General features: G+C 36.2%; 14 protein-coding genes. 4 read left to right on the top strand and 10 right to left on the bottom strand.

Annotation, left to right across the window (positions count from 1 at the left end):
* Positions 1-7: 7 nt before the first annotated feature.
* From OZP11_RS13735 to OZP11_RS13695, 9 genes are all read right to left on the bottom strand, one after another.
* Entirely contained in the window at positions 8-1,090 is a 1,083-nt protein-coding gene (locus OZP11_RS13735) for a SusE domain-containing protein (RefSeq protein WP_281231127.1), read from the bottom strand.
* 12 nt (positions 1,091-1,102) lie between these two features.
* Entirely contained in the window at positions 1,103-2,620 is a 1,518-nt protein-coding gene (locus OZP11_RS13730; RefSeq protein WP_281231126.1) for a RagB/SusD family nutrient uptake outer membrane protein, read from the bottom strand.
* A 9-nt stretch (positions 2,621-2,629) separates the two neighbouring features.
* Complete coding sequence (locus OZP11_RS13725; protein ID WP_281231125.1) at positions 2,630-5,893, bottom strand: TonB-dependent receptor; 3,264 nt, start codon at positions 5,891-5,893, stop codon at positions 2,630-2,632.
* Between the two features lie 130 nt (positions 5,894-6,023).
* Positions 6,024-7,220, bottom strand: a complete 1,197-nt coding sequence (locus tag OZP11_RS13720; protein WP_281231124.1) for a FecR family protein — start codon at positions 7,218-7,220, stop codon at positions 6,024-6,026.
* Positions 7,221-7,489: 269 nt separating this feature from the next.
* Positions 7,490-8,053 (bottom strand): RNA polymerase sigma factor, encoded by a 564-nt coding sequence (locus OZP11_RS13715; RefSeq protein ID WP_281231123.1) that lies wholly within the window; start codon positions 8,051-8,053, stop codon positions 7,490-7,492.
* A 397-nt stretch (positions 8,054-8,450) separates the two neighbouring features.
* Positions 8,451-9,107, bottom strand: a complete 657-nt coding sequence (locus OZP11_RS13710) for a hypothetical protein (protein WP_008466087.1) — start codon at positions 9,105-9,107, stop codon at positions 8,451-8,453.
* Between the two features lie 120 nt (positions 9,108-9,227).
* Entirely contained in the window at positions 9,228-9,599 is a 372-nt protein-coding gene (locus tag OZP11_RS13705; RefSeq protein WP_281231122.1) for a YraN family protein, read from the bottom strand.
* A 165-nt stretch (positions 9,600-9,764) separates the two neighbouring features.
* Positions 9,765-10,664 carry a S66 peptidase family protein gene (locus tag OZP11_RS13700; RefSeq protein ID WP_281235528.1) on the bottom strand — a complete coding sequence of 300 codons (900 nt, stop codon included), beginning with the start codon at positions 10,662-10,664 and terminating at the stop codon, positions 9,765-9,767.
* Between the two features lie 152 nt (positions 10,665-10,816).
* Positions 10,817-11,890: a serine hydrolase domain-containing protein gene (locus OZP11_RS13695; RefSeq protein WP_281231121.1), complete on the bottom strand. Its 1,074-nt coding sequence runs from the start codon at positions 11,888-11,890 to the stop codon at positions 10,817-10,819.
* A gap of 138 nt (positions 11,891-12,028) precedes the next feature.
* Between OZP11_RS13695 and OZP11_RS13690 the strand changes: the two genes are divergently transcribed.
* Both OZP11_RS13690 and OZP11_RS13685 read left to right on the top strand, forming a co-directional pair.
* Positions 12,029-13,120 carry an endonuclease/exonuclease/phosphatase family protein gene (locus OZP11_RS13690; protein WP_281231120.1) on the top strand — a complete coding sequence of 364 codons (1,092 nt, stop codon included), beginning with the start codon at positions 12,029-12,031 and terminating at the stop codon, positions 13,118-13,120.
* Positions 13,121-13,230: 110 nt separating this feature from the next.
* Complete coding sequence (locus tag OZP11_RS13685) at positions 13,231-13,770, top strand: 3-hydroxyanthranilate 3,4-dioxygenase (protein ID WP_281231119.1); 540 nt, start codon at positions 13,231-13,233, stop codon at positions 13,768-13,770.
* 188 nt (positions 13,771-13,958) lie between these two features.
* Here OZP11_RS13685 and OZP11_RS13680 read toward each other — a convergent pair whose 3' ends face one another.
* On the bottom strand, positions 13,959-14,918 hold the full coding sequence (locus OZP11_RS13680; RefSeq protein WP_281231118.1) for an MBL fold metallo-hydrolase: 960 nt from the start codon (positions 14,916-14,918) through the stop codon (positions 13,959-13,961).
* A gap of 182 nt (positions 14,919-15,100) precedes the next feature.
* On the opposite strand from OZP11_RS13680, the gene amaB reads away from it, so the two are divergent.
* Both amaB and OZP11_RS13670 read left to right on the top strand, forming a co-directional pair.
* Positions 15,101-16,654 (top strand): L-piperidine-6-carboxylate dehydrogenase, encoded by a 1,554-nt coding sequence (amaB, locus tag OZP11_RS13675; protein ID WP_281231117.1) that lies wholly within the window; start codon positions 15,101-15,103, stop codon positions 16,652-16,654.
* Positions 16,655-16,761: 107 nt separating this feature from the next.
* Positions 16,762-17,502 (top strand): hypothetical protein, encoded by a 741-nt coding sequence (locus tag OZP11_RS13670; protein WP_281231116.1) that lies wholly within the window; start codon positions 16,762-16,764, stop codon positions 17,500-17,502.
* Positions 17,503-17,515: the final 13 nt, after the last annotated feature.

Below are 17,515 nucleotides of genomic sequence, written 5' to 3'. Positions count from 1 at the left end.
TTTTTATCTATTTTTTGGTTACCGTATAAACAGCCGTTGCAGGATATCCTGAACTTGCGGGATCAACATCATTTATTTGCAGTGTGATTTCATAAGTACCGCCTTCGCCAACATAATGAGAACCCTGATCATCCAGATAAACCAATCCGTCTGTCGTGTTTTTTGGCCCGTAGTTTATTGTCCAGCTGTTGTTAAGTCTGAACTTCACATTTCCGGGAACAAGATTCACAGTAATTTTCCACGTTTTGGTTTGATGATCGTAATTCATTGGCGTGCTGTTATCCCAGCTTCCGGCAGTTGCATCGCCCACGATTCCCCATGAATACGGTGTTGCAGTCCATTTTGAGGTGTTTAAATTGGCTTTGATCTGGTACGAACCTGCGCCCGGAAGAAGAAAATCTTTAGTACTTCCGTTTTTGATGTCGCCGTTTGCACTGCCTGCGCCGTAAAACTGCGCCCAGTTTCTTTCGTTATTCAATTTGAACTCAAGTCCTGCTCCGGCAGGAACAGTCATGTAGCCCTGATAAACACCTTTTTGAATCGCGGTTAGTGCAGCAGCGGTTTCAACATTCCATTCTCCCTGATAACTTCCCGGCATATAAATTTCGCCAAAAACTACGCTTTTTTCGTAAGGTGTAATGTTTATCGTAACCGATTTTGAATAGATTTTATGATCCATAGCGGCTTCTACACGAACGACCAGTTTTCCTTCTTTGTCAATTTGAAGCCCTAAGTCAGTTGCTATTTTATTTAAATCTCTGCCAATTAAAGTTTTGCTCAGAACATCTGTTCCAACTTCAACTCTTTTGGCTTTCTGCCAGGCTGTGCTGCCTGTTGTGTCTGCCACGACATCAAACTGAAGTGCATACGTAACCGAAGCTTCAATTGGAAAAGAAACAGAAGGCCATGAAACGAGTAAAATCTGATCTTCGGCTGTATCTTCATTTAGAACCAGTGTGTTTGATGAAACAGTAATTTGGGAAGGAAAATTAACAGAAGCCAATGTCGTTAATTCGGCACCGCTTTCGCAGGATGCACCCATAAAAAGCAAACCGCCTAATAAAAGTAATTTATTTATATATTTTTTCATGATAGTTTCGTTTTAGCGTCCAGGATATCCTTCGTTTTGTTTTAGACTTAAATTGGCATTTAAAGCTGAAGTTGGAATAGGGAACAATTTTCTAAAAGCAGGAGAAGCAGGTCTGAATTCGTTTGCCAATAAGAATTTATCAAAACGAATCATGTCTTGTCTTCTGTGTCCTTCCCAGTTCAATTCGAATCCTCTTTCGTTGTAAATGTCTTCAAGAGTAGGATCGTGGTCTAAAGCATCTAATCCGGCGCGCTGTCTGATCTGGTCGATAAAAGGTTTTGCAGCACCGGCATTTCCTAAACGAGCATGACATTCGGCAATCATTAAAAGAACATCGGCATATCTAAAAATTGGGAAATCGTTAGATGCACCGCCTCCTGTTCTTGGCGCTGCTGGATAGAATTTCACGTTACGAACTCCTTCCTGAGGACCCGCTCCGGGATTGTCTAATGATGAAACATTAAGCGTATAATTGAATCCTCCTGGCTGTTCGCCCACTAAAAACTGATTTCTGCGGATGTCGTTTGCAGCGTATTTTAAGTAAAAATCTTTAGGAACAATTGTACCGTTCCAGCCGCTGAAGCCAAATAAGTTTTGGGCATGAAGACCGTATAAACTGCGAACGGCATATACGTTACGTGATACAATATCAAGTGTAGCGTAGATAGGCAGAATAGTTTCGTCGTCCGGAAGCACATCGCCAAATAATTCATAATATTTACTTCCAAGCGGATTTAGAGGATCTGCTTCACCGGAATGCAATTTGAATCCGCCGTCGCCTACTTTGTTACAAGCTTCTAAACATTCGTTCCATTTTGGCGTTCCGGTATATACCTGAGCATTTAAGTATACTTTTGCCAATAAAGTGTAACCAGCCCATTTATTGAATCTTCCGTAGTAATTACCGCCTTTTGTACCTGATAAAAGTTCAATATTATCGTTTAATTCTTTTACAATAAAATCGAAAATCTCCTTACGGCCGGCCTGTGGTATTTTGTCAACAGTAGTATTATTGTCTGTAAAGAAAGGAACATCACCGTAATCATCAATCAATAAATAGTAGAAGAAAGCTCGTAATACTTTGGCTTCGGCAATTTTGGAAGTATCAGCTTCTGATTTTTCTAATAAACTAACCGCTAAATTGGCATTGAAAACGGCTTTGTATAACCAGTTCCAGGTATTATTGATAATGGCATCTGTTGGCAGCCATTCGTGTTTGTGCAAACGGGCAAAATCCTGCTGCCAGTCACCGGTATTTCTATGCGGAATAACCTGTTCGTCAGAAGACATGCAATTCATATCGTACCAGCCGTTATCTGCTCCGGCGTATCCTACACCAGGCGCATCTTCTCTTGTAAATTCTCCCGGAATCTGTGCGTATACATTGGCAAGCGCAATATCTGCTCCTTCCGGAGTTCCGTAAAATTCATCTGCCGGATATTTGTCGTATACATTTTCATCAATATCTGTACAGCCGAAAAGTGTCAGGAAACAAACGCTTCCTGCTAATATTATATTTTTAATTTTCATCTTCTTTTACTATTTAAATTTTACAGTCAAACCAAACGCGACACTTCTGGTACGAGGATAAATTCCTTTATCGCCACCAAAGCTTTCGCCGCTGCCGCTTACGTTCAATTCAGGGTCCATACCTGTGTAATCGGTTATCAGGAATAGGTTGTTTCCTGTAAGTGAAAGTCTGATAGAATCAATATATTTATCTGTAAAACGGAAACTGTATCCGGCAGTAAGATTGTCTAAACGGATAAATGAACCATCTTCCAGCCATAAATCAGAACCATAAGGCGAAGTGTATATTCCCTGTTCTACGGCACTTGCCAGAATATTCGATTTACCAATGTTTTCCATTCGGCTTAAATTAGAACGTAAACCATTGTAAATTTTATTTCCTCCTGAACCTCTTAGCAGCATCGATGCATCGAAGTTTTTGTATCGGTACGTTGGGTTAAATGAAAATGTATACGTTGGTAAAGCCGAACCTGCATAATAACGGTCTGCACTTCTGGTTCCCTGATCGATTACGCCATCGCCATTGCGATCCAGAACGGTTTCGACATTGTTTCCATTTTTTCCGGTATGTTCCAGAATGTAAAATGCTCCAACAGGTTTTCCTTTTACTAAATATGAGTTTTCAGCTCCCCAGCCTACGTAATCTGTATTTAAAGGAATTCCGTTTATGCTGCCACTTAAATTAAGCACCTCGTTTTTCATAAAAGAAACGTTTCCTGCCAAAGTAAGCGTGCTGTTCTCTGTTTTGATTAGATCATAGGCAAGAGAAATTTCAAGACCTTTGTTTGAAATACTTCCCACATTTGCTCTGATATCCTTGTGAGGGAATGGCGGCTGCGGTACTACATAATTAAACAATAAATTTTCTGTTGTTGAGGTGTAAACATCTACAGTTCCTCTTAATCTGTTATTTAAAAGAGCGAAATCAAGACCTAAGTTGGTTTGTTTTTTAGTTTCCCATTTCAAATCGGCGTTGGCATTTTGTTTGACGCTGTAGTTTGTAATAGGCTGGCCTCCAAAATATACAATACCTGAATTGCCAACCAATGAGATTGACTGATGTGGCAGAAGTCCCTGCTGGTTACCGGTTACCCCATATCCTGCACGAAGTTTTAACTCATCAAACAAGGTTTGGTTTTGCATGAAAGATTCTTTGTTAATCTGCCAGGCAGCAGAAGCTGACGGGAAATCTCCCCATTTATTATTAACTCCAAAAACAGAAGAACCATCGCGTCGGATACTGGCTGTAAGTAAATAACGGTCCAGTAAAGAATAATTTACTCTTCCTAAAAAAGACACTAATGAACGGTCGTTTTTATACGATTCTATATCGCCCGGACGCACTTTAGACAAATCGCCCAACTGAAGCGCATTGTAAGTCGTCTTATCATTCATAAAACCTCTTGCCTGCGCATAATTTCCCTGATAGGTCTGATTCTGCCATTCGTATAAACCCAGTATGTTTATATTGTGAATGCCGAATGTTCTTTTGTAGTTTAGACTGAAGTTGGTCAGTTTTTCATTTTGTCTTTCGTTTTTGATATTCGCAAATCCTCTCTGGTCAATGGCATACGCCGCGGTTGATTCTACGGGCTGAAAATAACCTCTGGTTGTGTTTGTTTTTCTCCAGCTTCCAAACCAGTTTGCTGTTAAACCTTTTGCGAGATCAAGATCGGCTTTTAAACTTCCGAATAAATTATCGTTTTGATCTTCACTTGTCGTAGTCTGAGCAGCGGCATACGGATTTAAGTATTGAAATACATTTGGATCTGAAAAATACGTTCCGTCAGTATTGTAAACAGGATCTGTAGGCCGCATCAAATACGCATTTGTAATTAAGTTTGATGTAAAAGCAGCCGTTCCGATACTTTGAATACTGTTTGTTGTATTGTTTACTCCGGTATTCAGATTAAAAGTCAGTTTCAGTTTGTCATCAAAAGCCAATTGCGTTGCCTGAATACGGCCAATATATTTTTGGCTGCTTGAATTAATTACAACTCCATCCTGCATAATAGCGGTTAACGACGCTCTGTAATTGAATTTATCTGTTCCGCCTCCAAAAGATAATGTATGTGTCTGTGTGATTCCTGTACGGGTTAAAAGTCCGTACCAATCCGTATCTGAACCATGGTTTGCCGATGCCGGAACGCCGACACTTTTAGCCGCTGTCCACCATTCATCTGCACTCAGCATGTCTAATTTCTTCGGAATAAAATCTAAAGCTGTCGAACCAATATATTCCATTGTAGTTCTTCCGGCTTTGTTTTTTTTAGTAGTCACGATAATGACACCCGGCGCACCACGTGAACCGTAAATTGCGGTTGCCGATGCATCTTTCAGGATGTCAAAAGTTTCAATTTCGCTTGGTGGCACCTGATTTAATAAATCCATATTTCCCTGAATTCCGTCAACAACCACCAACGGATCGCTTCCTCCAATTAAAGAAGAAATACCGCGGATACGAACACTTGGTACTGAACCCGGTTCACTGCCTGTCTGGGTAATATTAACACCGGCTGCTTTTCCTGAAATTAATTGCAGCGGATTTACGATGGCACCCTGATTCATATCTTTTGAAGAGATTGAAGAAACAGCGCCTGTAACATCTCTTTTTGCTGTTGTACCGTAACCTACAACCACAATTTCCTGTAAGTCTGTAGCATCCGGAAACATCTGGATATTGATTACGTTTTGGTTTGCGGTTACTTTTTTTTCTTTGTATCCCACAAAAGACACAATAATAACCGACTGGCTGCTTTCGACAGTAAGTTTGTATTTTCCGTCAAAATCAGTTACCATTCCGTTTTTTGTTCCTTCTTCCAGAACAGAAGCTCCGGGAAGCGGGAGTCCGTTCTCGTCTGTAATAACACCTGAAACAGTTTGTTTTTGATATTCGATTATCTGTGTTTTAAGTTCCGGTTTTTTAAGTATGATTTGAGTGTCTCGAATTTTAAATTCGGTTGGAGTTCCCTTAAAAAGTTTGTCTAAAACAACATATATAGACTGGTCTTTTACAGATATTGAAACCGTTCGGTCTAAGTCGATATCGTTCAATTTGTAAATAAACCTGAAGTCGGTTTTTTGTTCAATGGTCTCAATAACCTTTTCGATTGTTGAATTGTTTAGTTCAAGAGTAACTTTTGTTTTTTGGGCATAGGTATTCCCTCGAATATTAAACATGGCGACCAAAAGAAGTAGAGTAGTTAGTTTCAATTTTAGGTCATTTTGGAACAATGAGTACAGAAACCCATTATTCTTAGATTTTTTTTTCATAATTTTGTTAATTGATTGTAGTTAATTCGTTATATTCAATCACTTAGTTAATCGGAAATTGTTCGCAGCTCTTTCCGATTTTTTTATTCCCGTAATGTTATCTCCTCATAAATTTTGTTGGTTTTAGTGGTTATTTAATTAGTATTTGATTGTTTTTTATCGTGTAATTAATGCCGTGGATGTCGTTAAAATAACTCATGACATTTTCTATAGATTCTTCTTTAAAGCTGGCATTGAATTTTTCATTGGCCAGTTTCTCATTTTTGTTTACAATTGTAACATTATAACGCCTTTCGAGCTTGGTAATAATGTTTTTGAAAGTCATATTTCTAAACGTCAAACCGCCGTCAATCCAGGAGGTGTAGATCTCTGTAATAACCGCTTTTGTGGAAATTTTAGCATTTTCTTTATTAAAGCTTCCTTTAAATCCCGGTTTTAAAATGGTGTTTTTTGCAGCATCAAACTCCTGATTTGATTCGTACATCCCAACAGAACCTTCCACCAGAACAACATCGGTTAAAGCGTCTTCAGGATAGCTTGAAACGTTGAAATGCGTTCCTAAAACACGAACATTTAAGTCGTCGGCATTTACTATAAAAGGATGTTTTTTGTCTTTGGCCACATCAAAAAATGCTTCTCCGTCAAGAAAAACCTGTCTGTTTTCGCCGGCAATAAATTTTACAGGGTATTTTAAAGTCGTTCCTGAGTTTAAGTGAACAAAGGTTCCGTCTGATAACTGAAGACGGAATTTTTTTCCGTACGGAATTTTAATCGTATTGTAAACCAGTTTTTCAGGATCTGAACTGTTTTCATAAACCAGTTTGTCTCCGTTCTGGTTTCCAATTACATTTCCTTTTGCATCTTTTACCTGAGAGGAATTATGCTCAGAAATAACCTGAGTTTCTCCGTTTTCTAACTGCAGTACAATGTCGGTGCTTTTAAAGTCAAATTTTTGTTCAGCAGCAACAGCTGTGCTGGTCATGTTTTGTTTGTAGAAAAAGCCAATTCCCAATAAAACAATTATAGAAGCGGCAATCGAAATGTATTTTTTGTAATTTAATCTTCGTTCAGGCATTTCAATTACAGATTCTGTTGAAGATTCTTCTTCTTTTGATGCGCTTAAGATGTTCATGAAAATGTCATCGGCTTTCTGCTTTTCCATTTTAGGCATTTCCTCCAAAAGATTTTGAATATCTTCTACAGTCGGGAAATCATCTGTAAGCTGGTTTTTTTTATAATAAACAATTACTTCGTTTGTTTCTTCGGGCGTGCACTGGTTTAGAACAAACTTTTGTAAAAGACTTTTTATTTCCGGATTTGAATTCATTACGAATTGTTTTGAATGGGTTTTTGATATAATACAGTTGAAAAGGATTTGAGTACTATTCAAACGTTATAAATTTTCAAATTTTAACATTTATAAATAGAAATAATCGTTTAACTAATTGATTTGTAGTTAATTGAAAAGGTTTCTTTTTGAAGAAAAAGCTGTTTAAACTGTTTTTTTACGCAGATTAAACAGATTTAAGGGAAATGATTATAAAAAAAAATCACTCTTAAAAAAGAGTGATTTAATTGGTTAACATGTGGTTTTGGTTAGATAATTTCATCATGAACCTGAAAAAAGACCCGCATCGATTCTAATGCTTTGCTCATTTGGTTCCTGACAGTATTTATAGAGATGCCGAGTTCCTGACTTATTTCTTCGTAACTCATGCCTTTCTTTCGTGACATTTTAAATATTTGTTTCCGCTTTGGCGGTAATTGTTTCATGGCTCCTTTCCGCAGTTTTTTACAGTCTTCCTCGCGAATGGAATAATCTCCGTACTCATGCGATTTCTGGCTTTCATAAAAAACAGCTTCCTTTAGCTCAAGATCATTTGCTGCTTTGTTTAATAAATTAAAAGCCTGATTTCGGGCAATAGTAAAAATATAAGCTTTAAAAGATTGTTCAGTGTTGAGGTTTTCGCGGTGCTGCCATACCTTCATAAAAACATCCTGAACATTTTCTTCGGCTGCTTCTTTCGATTTTAATAAGCTTATACTATAACCATAAATATCCTGATAATACAAATCAAAAAGGGAACGAAATGCTTTTTCGCTGCCATTTTTTAATTCGCTGACCAATAATTTGCCGCTATAGTCTTTGGCTTCCAACATTAAGTTAATTAGTTTCTATTTTAATCTAATTATATTGCGATACTATCAAAAATCGATACTCTAATGCCTTGAGAGGTTAACAAATATATAAAAATATTATTCTCATAAAAAAATGCTAAAAAAAACTTATTTGTGTTTTTTGAAGTTAATTTTACGTAAAATCTCAGTAAACACGCAGGAAGAATGCATTTTATGAAGTTGGTGGTTTTTTGGATGAAATTTTAAAATTAACTATTTTAGGTCTGTGTTTTTGAGAATATTCCTATTGATGAAAATTTCAATTCAAGTATTTTGAAACGATTCTGAAAACAAAAAATCCTTTCATCTTTCTAAAAAAAGACAAAAGGATTTTCGAAATTGAATATTAATAAGATCTAAAAATTTAGATTTATTTTAATTAGTTTTTCAGGTCTTTAATCACTTTAAAAGCAACATCAACCTGATCTTCTCCAACTAAAATCGTAAATTCATTTGAAGTCGAAATTACCTCATTGATGATAATTCCTTCCCATGCCAAACGTTGGAAAATGAAATAATAAATACCCGGAACGACAATATTTTCTTTTGGTAATTTAACGGTAATTGAAGCAAGATTATCTAATTTCTGAATTAGTTTTTCTCTCATAAAGTGTTTTTCAACTAAATGGTTCACACTGCTGCTGACTACGATATTGGTCTCATTTACACCACGTGATGAGGTATAAAAAATATCAGATAAAGCATTGATATCAGAAATTAAATCGGCCTGTTTATTTAAAACGGTTTCCGAAGCGGCAAATGTGTAATCGGTAAGCTCAGATCTAACGGTAATCTCGCCAATGTTTTTGATTACTTTATTGATTTTATGGTTTAATTTAAAATCCAGTTCTTCTGTTAATCTTTTTAGAGACATTACGACAGCACCTTGTTTCACTTCTTTACCAAACTCACTTTCCAGTTCGGTCATAATGTTCCGTGAAAGAGAAGTTAAATTGATAATTCCAAGCGATAACGCGTTTAAAAGAAATGGTTTTGTTTTGATGTAATTCTCGACGATGGAAGAAACAGTTTTCATAATTTTTTTTTCTTTTTTTTTGTAACTTAATTGGGTTGGTTTAGTTAATTTGATGTTATAAATCTTTGCAAATATAAATATAAAAACAAATTGTTACAATTATAACAATAAAAAAATATGTTAAAAGTGATAAAAAGCATCAGTAAGATGTTCAATAGCAAGTATTTCCTCGGTTTTATGGATGGCAATTATGTCAAAACGAATTTCTAAATCGTCTTCAAAATCCTTTTCCCTATCGTTTATGTAGGCATTTACTGCTTTTATGAGCAGACGGATTTTTTTTTGTTTCACAAAATCCTGCGGAGAACCAAAATCCAAACTAGATCTTGTCTTTACTTCTACAACCGCCAGGATATTTTCTTTTTTCGCAATAATATCAATTTCTGCTTTTTGATACTCCCAGTTGCGATCCAGAATTTCATATCCGTTTTGCTGCAGATGTTCTACAGCAAGTTCTTCTCCTTTTTTTCCTAGTTCATTGTGTTGGGCCATTCTATTTTTGTTTTAGGTTTCAGGTTTTGCTGAATCTTTGAGTTTTATTGGTTTATTGCATGCAAAGACGCGAAGTCACAAAGTTTAAATGCTTTGCAGCTTCGCGTCTTTCGCGTGAATTTTTATGTGGTATTTTTTAGATTTCCTTAAAAGGATTCTTGTGTATTATTTCTGAAAAGTAACCGTGCTTCCTGATGCGTTTACATCTATTGAAATAGTACTTCCCATAATTAAAGCTCTATTGTCCTGGATATGACCGGCAGGAAAATTAAAAATTACGGGAATATTGTATTTTTTGGTAACATCATCAATGATTTCAAGAGCATTTTTTCCCCACGGAATTTCATTGTCTTTCATTTTGGTCATACCGCCAATCATAATACCTTTTAGGTTTTCGATACAGCCGTTTCGACGTAAATTCATCATCATACGGTCAATATGATACAGGTATTCATCTAAATCTTCGATAAATAAAATTTTATCCTTACAGTCAATTGCAGATGGCGATCCTAATAAACTGTATAATATAGAAAGGTTTCCTCCAACTAATTTGCCTGTTCCCTGACCAAAGCGGTTCATAGCATGAGGAGGAACAGAGTAAGAAAGTGGTTCGCCAAATAAACTTGATTTCATGGTACTTATCGCCGCAGGAGTTGCACGCGGTATCGTAACCGGCATTACACCATGAATAGATTTATATCCCATTGTATTTAAATGATTGTGCAGAACCGTAACATCACTAAAACCAATAACCCATTTTGGATGTTGTTTGAATTTGGTAAAATCTAAAAGATCCAGCATTCTAACGGTTCCATAACCACCACGGACACACCAGATGGCTTTAATATTGGGATTGTCTAACTGCTTTTGAAAATCGGCGGCGCGCTGTTCGTCGGTTCCGGCCAATTGATGGTAATCCAAACCAATTGAACTTCCAATTACAGCCTCAATTCCCCAGCTTTTAAGCAAATCTATTGTAGGTTTTAAATTGTCGTCGATGTTTTTTCTGGCTGTCGCTACCAGGGCTACAGTATCTCCTTTTTGTAAATAAGGCGGTGTTATCATGATTTGTTGAGATTGACAGTTGAATGATTGTAAAGCAAAAGTAAAAAATACGAGTTTACAAAAGGTAAAACGTTTCTTTATGTCCTGAATATTTAAGTTCATAGTGTTCTTTTACTTAAAATTATGAATTATTTTTTAGGTTTAAAATAGAATCAGCCGCCATATTGTTTCTTTAATTTCTCCAGAAGAAGCATTAGTCCTTTGTCAGCTTCCTCAGACTGTACATTGGCAAAAATGACGAAAGCTTTATTGATTGTTTTACAAAGATACACTTTGGTTAAAAATGTTCCGGGATTTCCGTAGTGAAAAGAATAGTTTAAGCCGGTTTTCATATCCGTTTCAGGATACCATCCAAATGAAAATTCAGGTAAACCGTTATGCATCAAAGCAAATTCTTCGGCCGTAAACATTTTGGATTTCCCCAGTAAACCCTGCAGATGCATCTGTGCAAATTTGCAATAATCAGGCAGGCTGCAATTGATATTTCCTGCAGATGAAAGCCAGTTTAGTTTGTAATTTAGAGCAGGTTTTTCAGGTTTTAAATTTTCATCATGTCCCCAGGGCTCGTTTTCATCCATTAAATTCGGCTGTCCAAAACCAAAATCAATGTTTAAGCTCATGCCCAACTCTTTTACCAGTGTTTCATAGCTTTTACCCGTTGCTTTTTCGAGCATTAATCCGGCAGCAACATAACTTGGATTTGACCAGTAAACATCTTGTTTTTCAGAGATAGTGAAGTTTTGTTTTAAAAACCACGCCATAAATTCATATCGTTGCTGCTGATCGTTTCCTTTAATTTCTTTTTGGACTGGAGTTTCGTTTCCATACGACCATGTCGGAATATGGGCTCTAAAAGTTATAAGGTCTTGTAAAGTGAAATTATAAATTTTAGGATTGCTTTTTGCTTTTAGTTCCGGATATAAATCAAAGAATCCCGTGTCCCATTTGATTTTTCCTTCTTTAACTAATATTGCAGCAATATAACTTGTAACCGTTTTGGTTAAAGAACCTAAACGAAATTTGTCATTTATTTTTGCCTTAAAAGAGGAATTGTACCGCTGATATCCCAAAGTTTCCATTTCGAATATAGAATCTGAAGAAACTACAGCATAAACGAGTTCCGGAATTTTATACTGAATCCGGATGTTCTCTGCGAATGTGCTGTTTTGTGCATAAAAGGAAGAAAAGAAGCTAAGAAAAAAGACGAAAACAAGGATTTTTTTCATTTATGAAGATATCAGATTTTGACGGAAAGGTACATGACTTTTAGAGAGTATCAAAGATATAGTTTTAAAATAAAAAGTATAAATTTCTTACAAATTATTATTTGTTTAAATTGCGTCTTTTTTTAATGCCAATGATCTATGCGTACTATTATCAAAATTTATTTTCTTTCTCTTTTTTCGGTTTCATCTTTAACTGCTCAGTCCAAAAAGTATAAAATCCATACCGCGGCATTCTATAATTTCGAAAATCTTTTTGATACCATCAATGACCCCAGTACAAATGACGACGAATGGACTCCGACCGGAAAACAGCATTGGACAAAAGAAAAATACGAACAAAAATTAAGAAATCTTTCAAGGGTAATTTCTGAAATAGGAACGCCTGAAAACCCTAATCCGCCAACTTTAATAGGCTGTTCCGAAGTTGAAAACCGTGGTGTGATCGAAGATTTAATAAAACAGGAAAAAACAGCGAATTATGATTACGGAATCATTCATTTTGATTCACCGGATCAGCGTGGAATTGATGTGGCGCTTTTGTATCAAAAAAAGTATTTCCGACCAACCTCTTTTTCTAATATTCCCTTAGTAATTTACAAGAAAGAACCTGTTCAGGAAATTCAAAATGAAGATTTAGGTGATGTTGAAATCAAAGTTGATAAGAATCGGATTTTCACAAGGGATCAGCTTTTGGTAACGGGATTTTTGGAAGATGAGGAAATTCATATAATCGTAAATCACTGGCCTTCGAGATCGGGCGGGGAAAAAGCGAGCAGTCCTTACAGAGCAGCTGCGGGGAGATTAAACAGAAAAATTATCGATTCGCTGCAACAAATAAATCCGCTTGCCAAAGTAATAACGATGGGAGATTTGAACGATGGACCTTTTAATAAAAGTGTAAAAACAGCATTGGGAGCAAAAGGTAAAAAATCAGAAACCTTAGAATTTGAGACTTACAATCCGTTTGAAGAAATGGCAGAGAAGGGGATGGGAACACTTGCCTTTCGGGATTCCTGGGATATTTTTGACCAGATTATCATGACACAGTCTTTTTTAAAACCGGATTCTTCAGGATACAAATTCTGGAAAGCTGGGATTTTTAATCCGCCATATCTCATTCAGGCTTTAGGAAAATATAAAGGATATCCGCTTCGAAATACATTGGCAGAAGCTGGGTTTAGCGATCATTTTGCGGTTTATGTTTATTTGATAAAAGAATTTTCGAGGTAGAGGCGCACTGCGGTGCGTCTGCGTTCCTATGATCAAAACCAATAAGACGCACTGCAGTGCGTCTCTACAAATTCACTACCTTAGCTTTTCATAAATTTAGACTCTAAAAAATGGCTATAGCAAAACCTTTCAATCTTACTAAATGGATTGAAGAAAACCGACAATTATTAAAACCGCCTGTTGGGAATAAAAACCTCTATGTAGATTCTGGTGATTATATCGTAATGATTGTTGCCGGACCAAACGCACGGAAGGATTATCATTATAACGAAACCGAAGAACTTTTTTATCAGTTAGAAGGAAGCATTAAAGTAGTAATTCAGGAAGATGGTGAGCGTAAGGAAATGGAATTAAATGCCGGCGATATGTATCTGCATCCTGCAAAAGTACCGCATTCTCCTGTTCGCTCAGAGGGGTCAATTGGGCTGGTGATCGAGCGTAAACGTGCCGGATTAGGTTACACAGACGGATTGCTTTGGCATTGCGACAACTGCAATCATAAGCTTTATGAGGTGTATTTTGAACTTCATAATATCGAGAAAGATTTCCTTCCTCATTTCGAACACTTTTACAATTCAGAAGAATTAAGAACCTGTGATAAATGTGGTACCGTAATGGGAACAGATCCGAGATTTACAGCTAAGAAATAATATTAATAACCATTAGGAGCTATTTCCTGCTGTACGCTATATCTTTTGTGGTCTCGTTAGAAAAAAACGAGACCACAAAAGGATGTCGCTTCCATCAGGGCTAGGGCATTTGTTTTCATAAGAAATGCATATTTTAATTAATAATAAGAAAAGAAATATTTCTTAAATCTTAAATATGCGGCAAATAATTACAACGCAAATTTCTTCCCTTGTTCAGGATAAATAATCTGTACGCCTAAATCATTTTGGCTTTTTAACTGCTCTTTAATTTTGATAATATTTTTAGCAGGCGGTTTTAAATGCGTAATAATAATTTTGAAATTCTTTAGCGAACCTTTCCCTGCTAAATCTTCCAGAGTATGAAGTTCCTTCATTAGATGATTTGGCGTTAAATGACCAAATAAAAATTGGTCAGGCTGTTCATTTGGAAAAGAAACTTCGATAAAAATACCTTTTAATTGTTTGTTTTGAACTAATGGTGCAACAGCGGTCCATAAAGCTTCCAGCTTATTACTTTTTTCTACAGAATCCGGTCCTGTATCACCTAAATATAAAGCATAAGAATCATTGTTTTTAATTAAGAAGGCAGTACTTTCAAAAGGATTTACGTGACTTAAAGCAAAAGCTTTCACCGTCATTGTGGTGTTTGAAAGAGGTGTTTCTTCATTTAAATTCAAATTTTGGAAATGGTATTTTTTTAAAGGAAATCCCGGACCTTTATCGCCAAAATTAGCCCAGGTCTGATCGTTGAAATAATGGTTTTCCATCATTTCCATGCATTTTTCTGTAGCATAAACCGTTTTAGAAGAATCAGCAGGAGAGTTGATAATCAAACCCGAAACATGATCCAGATGTGCGTGAGAAATTAAGTAACCTTTTATGTATTTACGAAGTACTTCGCTTGTAGGCACTTTGAATACTTTATTTTCGATCGCTTTTTCAATTCCTGCATTTACGGTTCCTGCATCCAGACAAATGAAATCCTTTGTATTAGACGGTGCTAATAAATAAGCAGAAAGATTTTTTTCGTCAATACCGCCTTTTATTCCTAATGGCACAACCTGAAAAGAAGATTTTTGTTCTTTTTGTGAAAATGCATTAAAAGAAATCAATAAAAAACAAAGTAAAAGCCGGCTGAAATAAGTCATTTTTATAATTTTAAGAATGCAAATTTCATCAAATTTAGTGAATAAATCACCGTTAGTTTGCGTTAATACTTATATAATAACACTAAATTTACCTTGTTTTTAAAATTTCAAATCAATTTGAAATTAATTCTAAAACGATATCTTTACATAAAAATATAACAATTTTAACTAAAAAAGTTACAATGACAACAATAGCATCACAATTTGGCATGAATGAAGCTTTGGAACAACTGGGAATTAAACTGGTTAATGAAGGAACTTCAACTGGAAGTGAAAATTTTTCATCGGGTGAAATTTTAGACAGCTTTTCTCCTGTTGACGGAAAATTGATTGCTTCTGTAAAAACTTCAACACTCGAAGATTATGAAAAAGTAATGCGTTCTGCAACAGAAGCTTTTAAAACTTTTAGATTGATTCCTGCACCGCAGCGAGGTGAAATTGTACGTCAGTTTGGAGAAAAATTGCGTCAGAACAAAGAAGCTCTTGGAAAACTGGTTTCGTATGAAATGGGAAAATCACTGCAGGAAGGATATGGCGAAGTTCAGGAAATGATCGATATCTGTGATTTTGCCGTGGGATTATCTCGTCAGTTACACGGCTTAACAATGCATTCTGAAAGACCGGGACACAGAATGTATGAGCAATATCATCCGCTTGGAATTGTTGGAATTATCTCGGCTTTTAATTTTCCGGTTGCAGTATGGTCATGGAATACAGCTTTAGCCTGGATTTCCGGTGATGTATGCGTTTGGAAACCTTCGGAGAAAACGCCTCTTTGCGGTATTGCCTGTCAGAATATAATTGCTCAGGTTATTAAAGAAAACAATCTTCCGGAAGGAATTTCGTGTTTAGTAAACGGAGATTACCAAATAGGAGAGTTATTGACAAAAGACACTCGTATTCCGTTAATTTCAGCAACAGGATCTACGAGAATGGGTAAAATTGTGGCTCAGGCCGTTGCAGCCCGATTAGGTAAATCGCTGCTTGAATTAGGAGGAAACAATGCGATAATTGTTACTCCGGATGCAGATATTAAAATGACGGTTATAGGAGCGGTTTTTGGAGCCGTTGGAACAGCTGGACAACGTTGTACTTCAACACGAAGATTAATCATTCACGAAAGCATTTATGATAAGGTAAAAGATGCTTTAGTGACAGCTTATAAACAATTGCGAATTGGGAATCCGCTTGATGAGAATAATCACGTTGGCCCGCTTATCGATACACATGCAGTCGAAATGTATGCAGTTGCTTTGAATAGAGTAGCAGCTGAAGGAGGTAAAATTCTGGTTGAAGGGGGTGTTCTTTCAGGCGAAGGTTACGAAAGTGGCTGTTATGTTAAACCGGCTATTGCAGAAGCTGAAAATTCATTTGAAATTGTACAGCACGAAACTTTTGCTCCGGTTTTATATTTAATTAAATATTCCGGAGAGGTTGAGAATGCTATTGAACTTCAAAATGGTGTTGCTCAGGGACTATCTTCTGCAATTATGACAAATAATTTGCGCGAAGCCGAAAGATTTTTATCAGTTACCGGTTCTGACTGTGGTATTGCAAACGTAAACATTGGAACTTCGGGTGCAGAAATTGGAGGTGCTTTTGGAGGTGAAAAAGAAACCGGAGGCGGACGTGAATCTGGTTCTGATGCATGGAAAATCTATATGCGCCGTCAGACCAATACAATCAATTATACAACGAATCTTCCTTTGGCACAAGGAATCAAGTTTGATTTGTAAAACTATATAAGGTATTTTAAAACCGCTTTTTCTATTATTTAGGAAAAGCGGTTTTTTTAATGTTCTTTGTCTTAAAATTGTTCTATTTTTACCATAAAACCAAACGAATGAAGCCTATAATCTTTGGATTACTGATCCTTTTTGCAGTAAGCTGTAAAAAAGAAACTGAGAAAAACACAAAAAACAAGACTATAAATAAAGAGATAGCTTCTGATACCGTAACAGATCAAACGGACGGTGATTTTGTGGAAAACAGCCAATTACCGGTTTTTCCGGCGACAGGTAAAAGCATTCAGGACTTCCTGATTAAACCTTATGAAATACAGTATCAGGCTGAAGGTTTATTGAATGATGATCTCCTGAAAGATATGGTTTTGGTTTTACAGAATAAAAATGATAATACAGATGTCCGTGCCGTTTTAGTTCTTATAAAACAAAGTTCAGGAGAATACAAGTTGAAGGAAACTTCCTGGCAGGCTGTAGACCCGGAATATTCGTATGAAGGAAATAAAATTTATGAATACGAGAACATCAGTATTGATAATGATAGAGCGCTTACAATTACATTAAACGGAATTGGTCCCACAGGTACGCAGGAAACATCATATAAATATATAGGCAATGATTTTGTACTAACAAAAATACATTTGTTTAATATGGGGGCAGGATCACATATCGAAGTTGATTATAATTTGCTTTCTGGAACTGCTGATATGGAATTAGTTAATACAATGGTGGATAGTATGCCAAGTACACACGAGACTAAAAAATTTAAACTGGATAAACAGCTTTTTGTAAATGACAGTCCGGAAAGAGTATTAAAGAAATTACCGCAGGCAGATTGGTAATAATTTGAAATAA

Origin of the sequence: Flavobacterium gelatinilyticum (assembly GCF_027111295.1) — a bacterium.
Taxonomy (GTDB): domain Bacteria; phylum Bacteroidota; class Bacteroidia; order Flavobacteriales; family Flavobacteriaceae; genus Flavobacterium; species Flavobacterium gelatinilyticum.
The sequence above is the reverse complement of the archived record's forward strand: the minus strand, read 5'-3'. Positions and strand labels throughout refer to the sequence as shown.

Coding starts and splice junctions, on each gene's coding strand:
- OZP11_RS13705 (WP_281231122.1), bottom strand. CDS start 9,599: ATGGCCCAACACAATGAACTAGGAAAAAAAGGAGAAGAACTTGCTGTA.
- OZP11_RS13725 (WP_281231125.1), bottom strand. CDS start 5,893: ATGAAAAAAAAATCTAAGAATAATGGGTTTCTGTACTCATTGTTCCAA.
- OZP11_RS13670 (WP_281231116.1), top strand. CDS start 16,762: ATGAAGCCTATAATCTTTGGATTACTGATCCTTTTTGCAGTAAGCTGT.
- OZP11_RS13720 (WP_281231124.1), bottom strand. CDS start 7,220: ATGAATTCAAATCCGGAAATAAAAAGTCTTTTACAAAAGTTTGTTCTA.
- OZP11_RS13685 (WP_281231119.1), top strand. CDS start 13,231: ATGGCTATAGCAAAACCTTTCAATCTTACTAAATGGATTGAAGAAAAC.
- OZP11_RS13730 (WP_281231126.1), bottom strand. CDS start 2,620: ATGAAAATTAAAAATATAATATTAGCAGGAAGCGTTTGTTTCCTGACA.
- OZP11_RS13715 (WP_281231123.1), bottom strand. CDS start 8,053: ATGTTGGAAGCCAAAGACTATAGCGGCAAATTATTGGTCAGCGAATTA.
- OZP11_RS13690 (WP_281231120.1), top strand. CDS start 12,029: ATGCGTACTATTATCAAAATTTATTTTCTTTCTCTTTTTTCGGTTTCA.
- amaB (WP_281231117.1), top strand. CDS start 15,101: ATGACAACAATAGCATCACAATTTGGCATGAATGAAGCTTTGGAACAA.
- OZP11_RS13710 (WP_008466087.1), bottom strand. CDS start 9,107: ATGAAAACTGTTTCTTCCATCGTCGAGAATTACATCAAAACAAAACCA.
- OZP11_RS13695 (WP_281231121.1), bottom strand. CDS start 11,890: ATGAAAAAAATCCTTGTTTTCGTCTTTTTTCTTAGCTTCTTTTCTTCC.
- OZP11_RS13700 (WP_281235528.1), bottom strand. CDS start 10,664: ATGATAACACCGCCTTATTTACAAAAAGGAGATACTGTAGCCCTGGTA.
- OZP11_RS13680 (WP_281231118.1), bottom strand. CDS start 14,918: ATGACTTATTTCAGCCGGCTTTTACTTTGTTTTTTATTGATTTCTTTT.
- OZP11_RS13735 (WP_281231127.1), bottom strand. CDS start 1,090: ATGAAAAAATATATAAATAAATTACTTTTATTAGGCGGTTTGCTTTTT.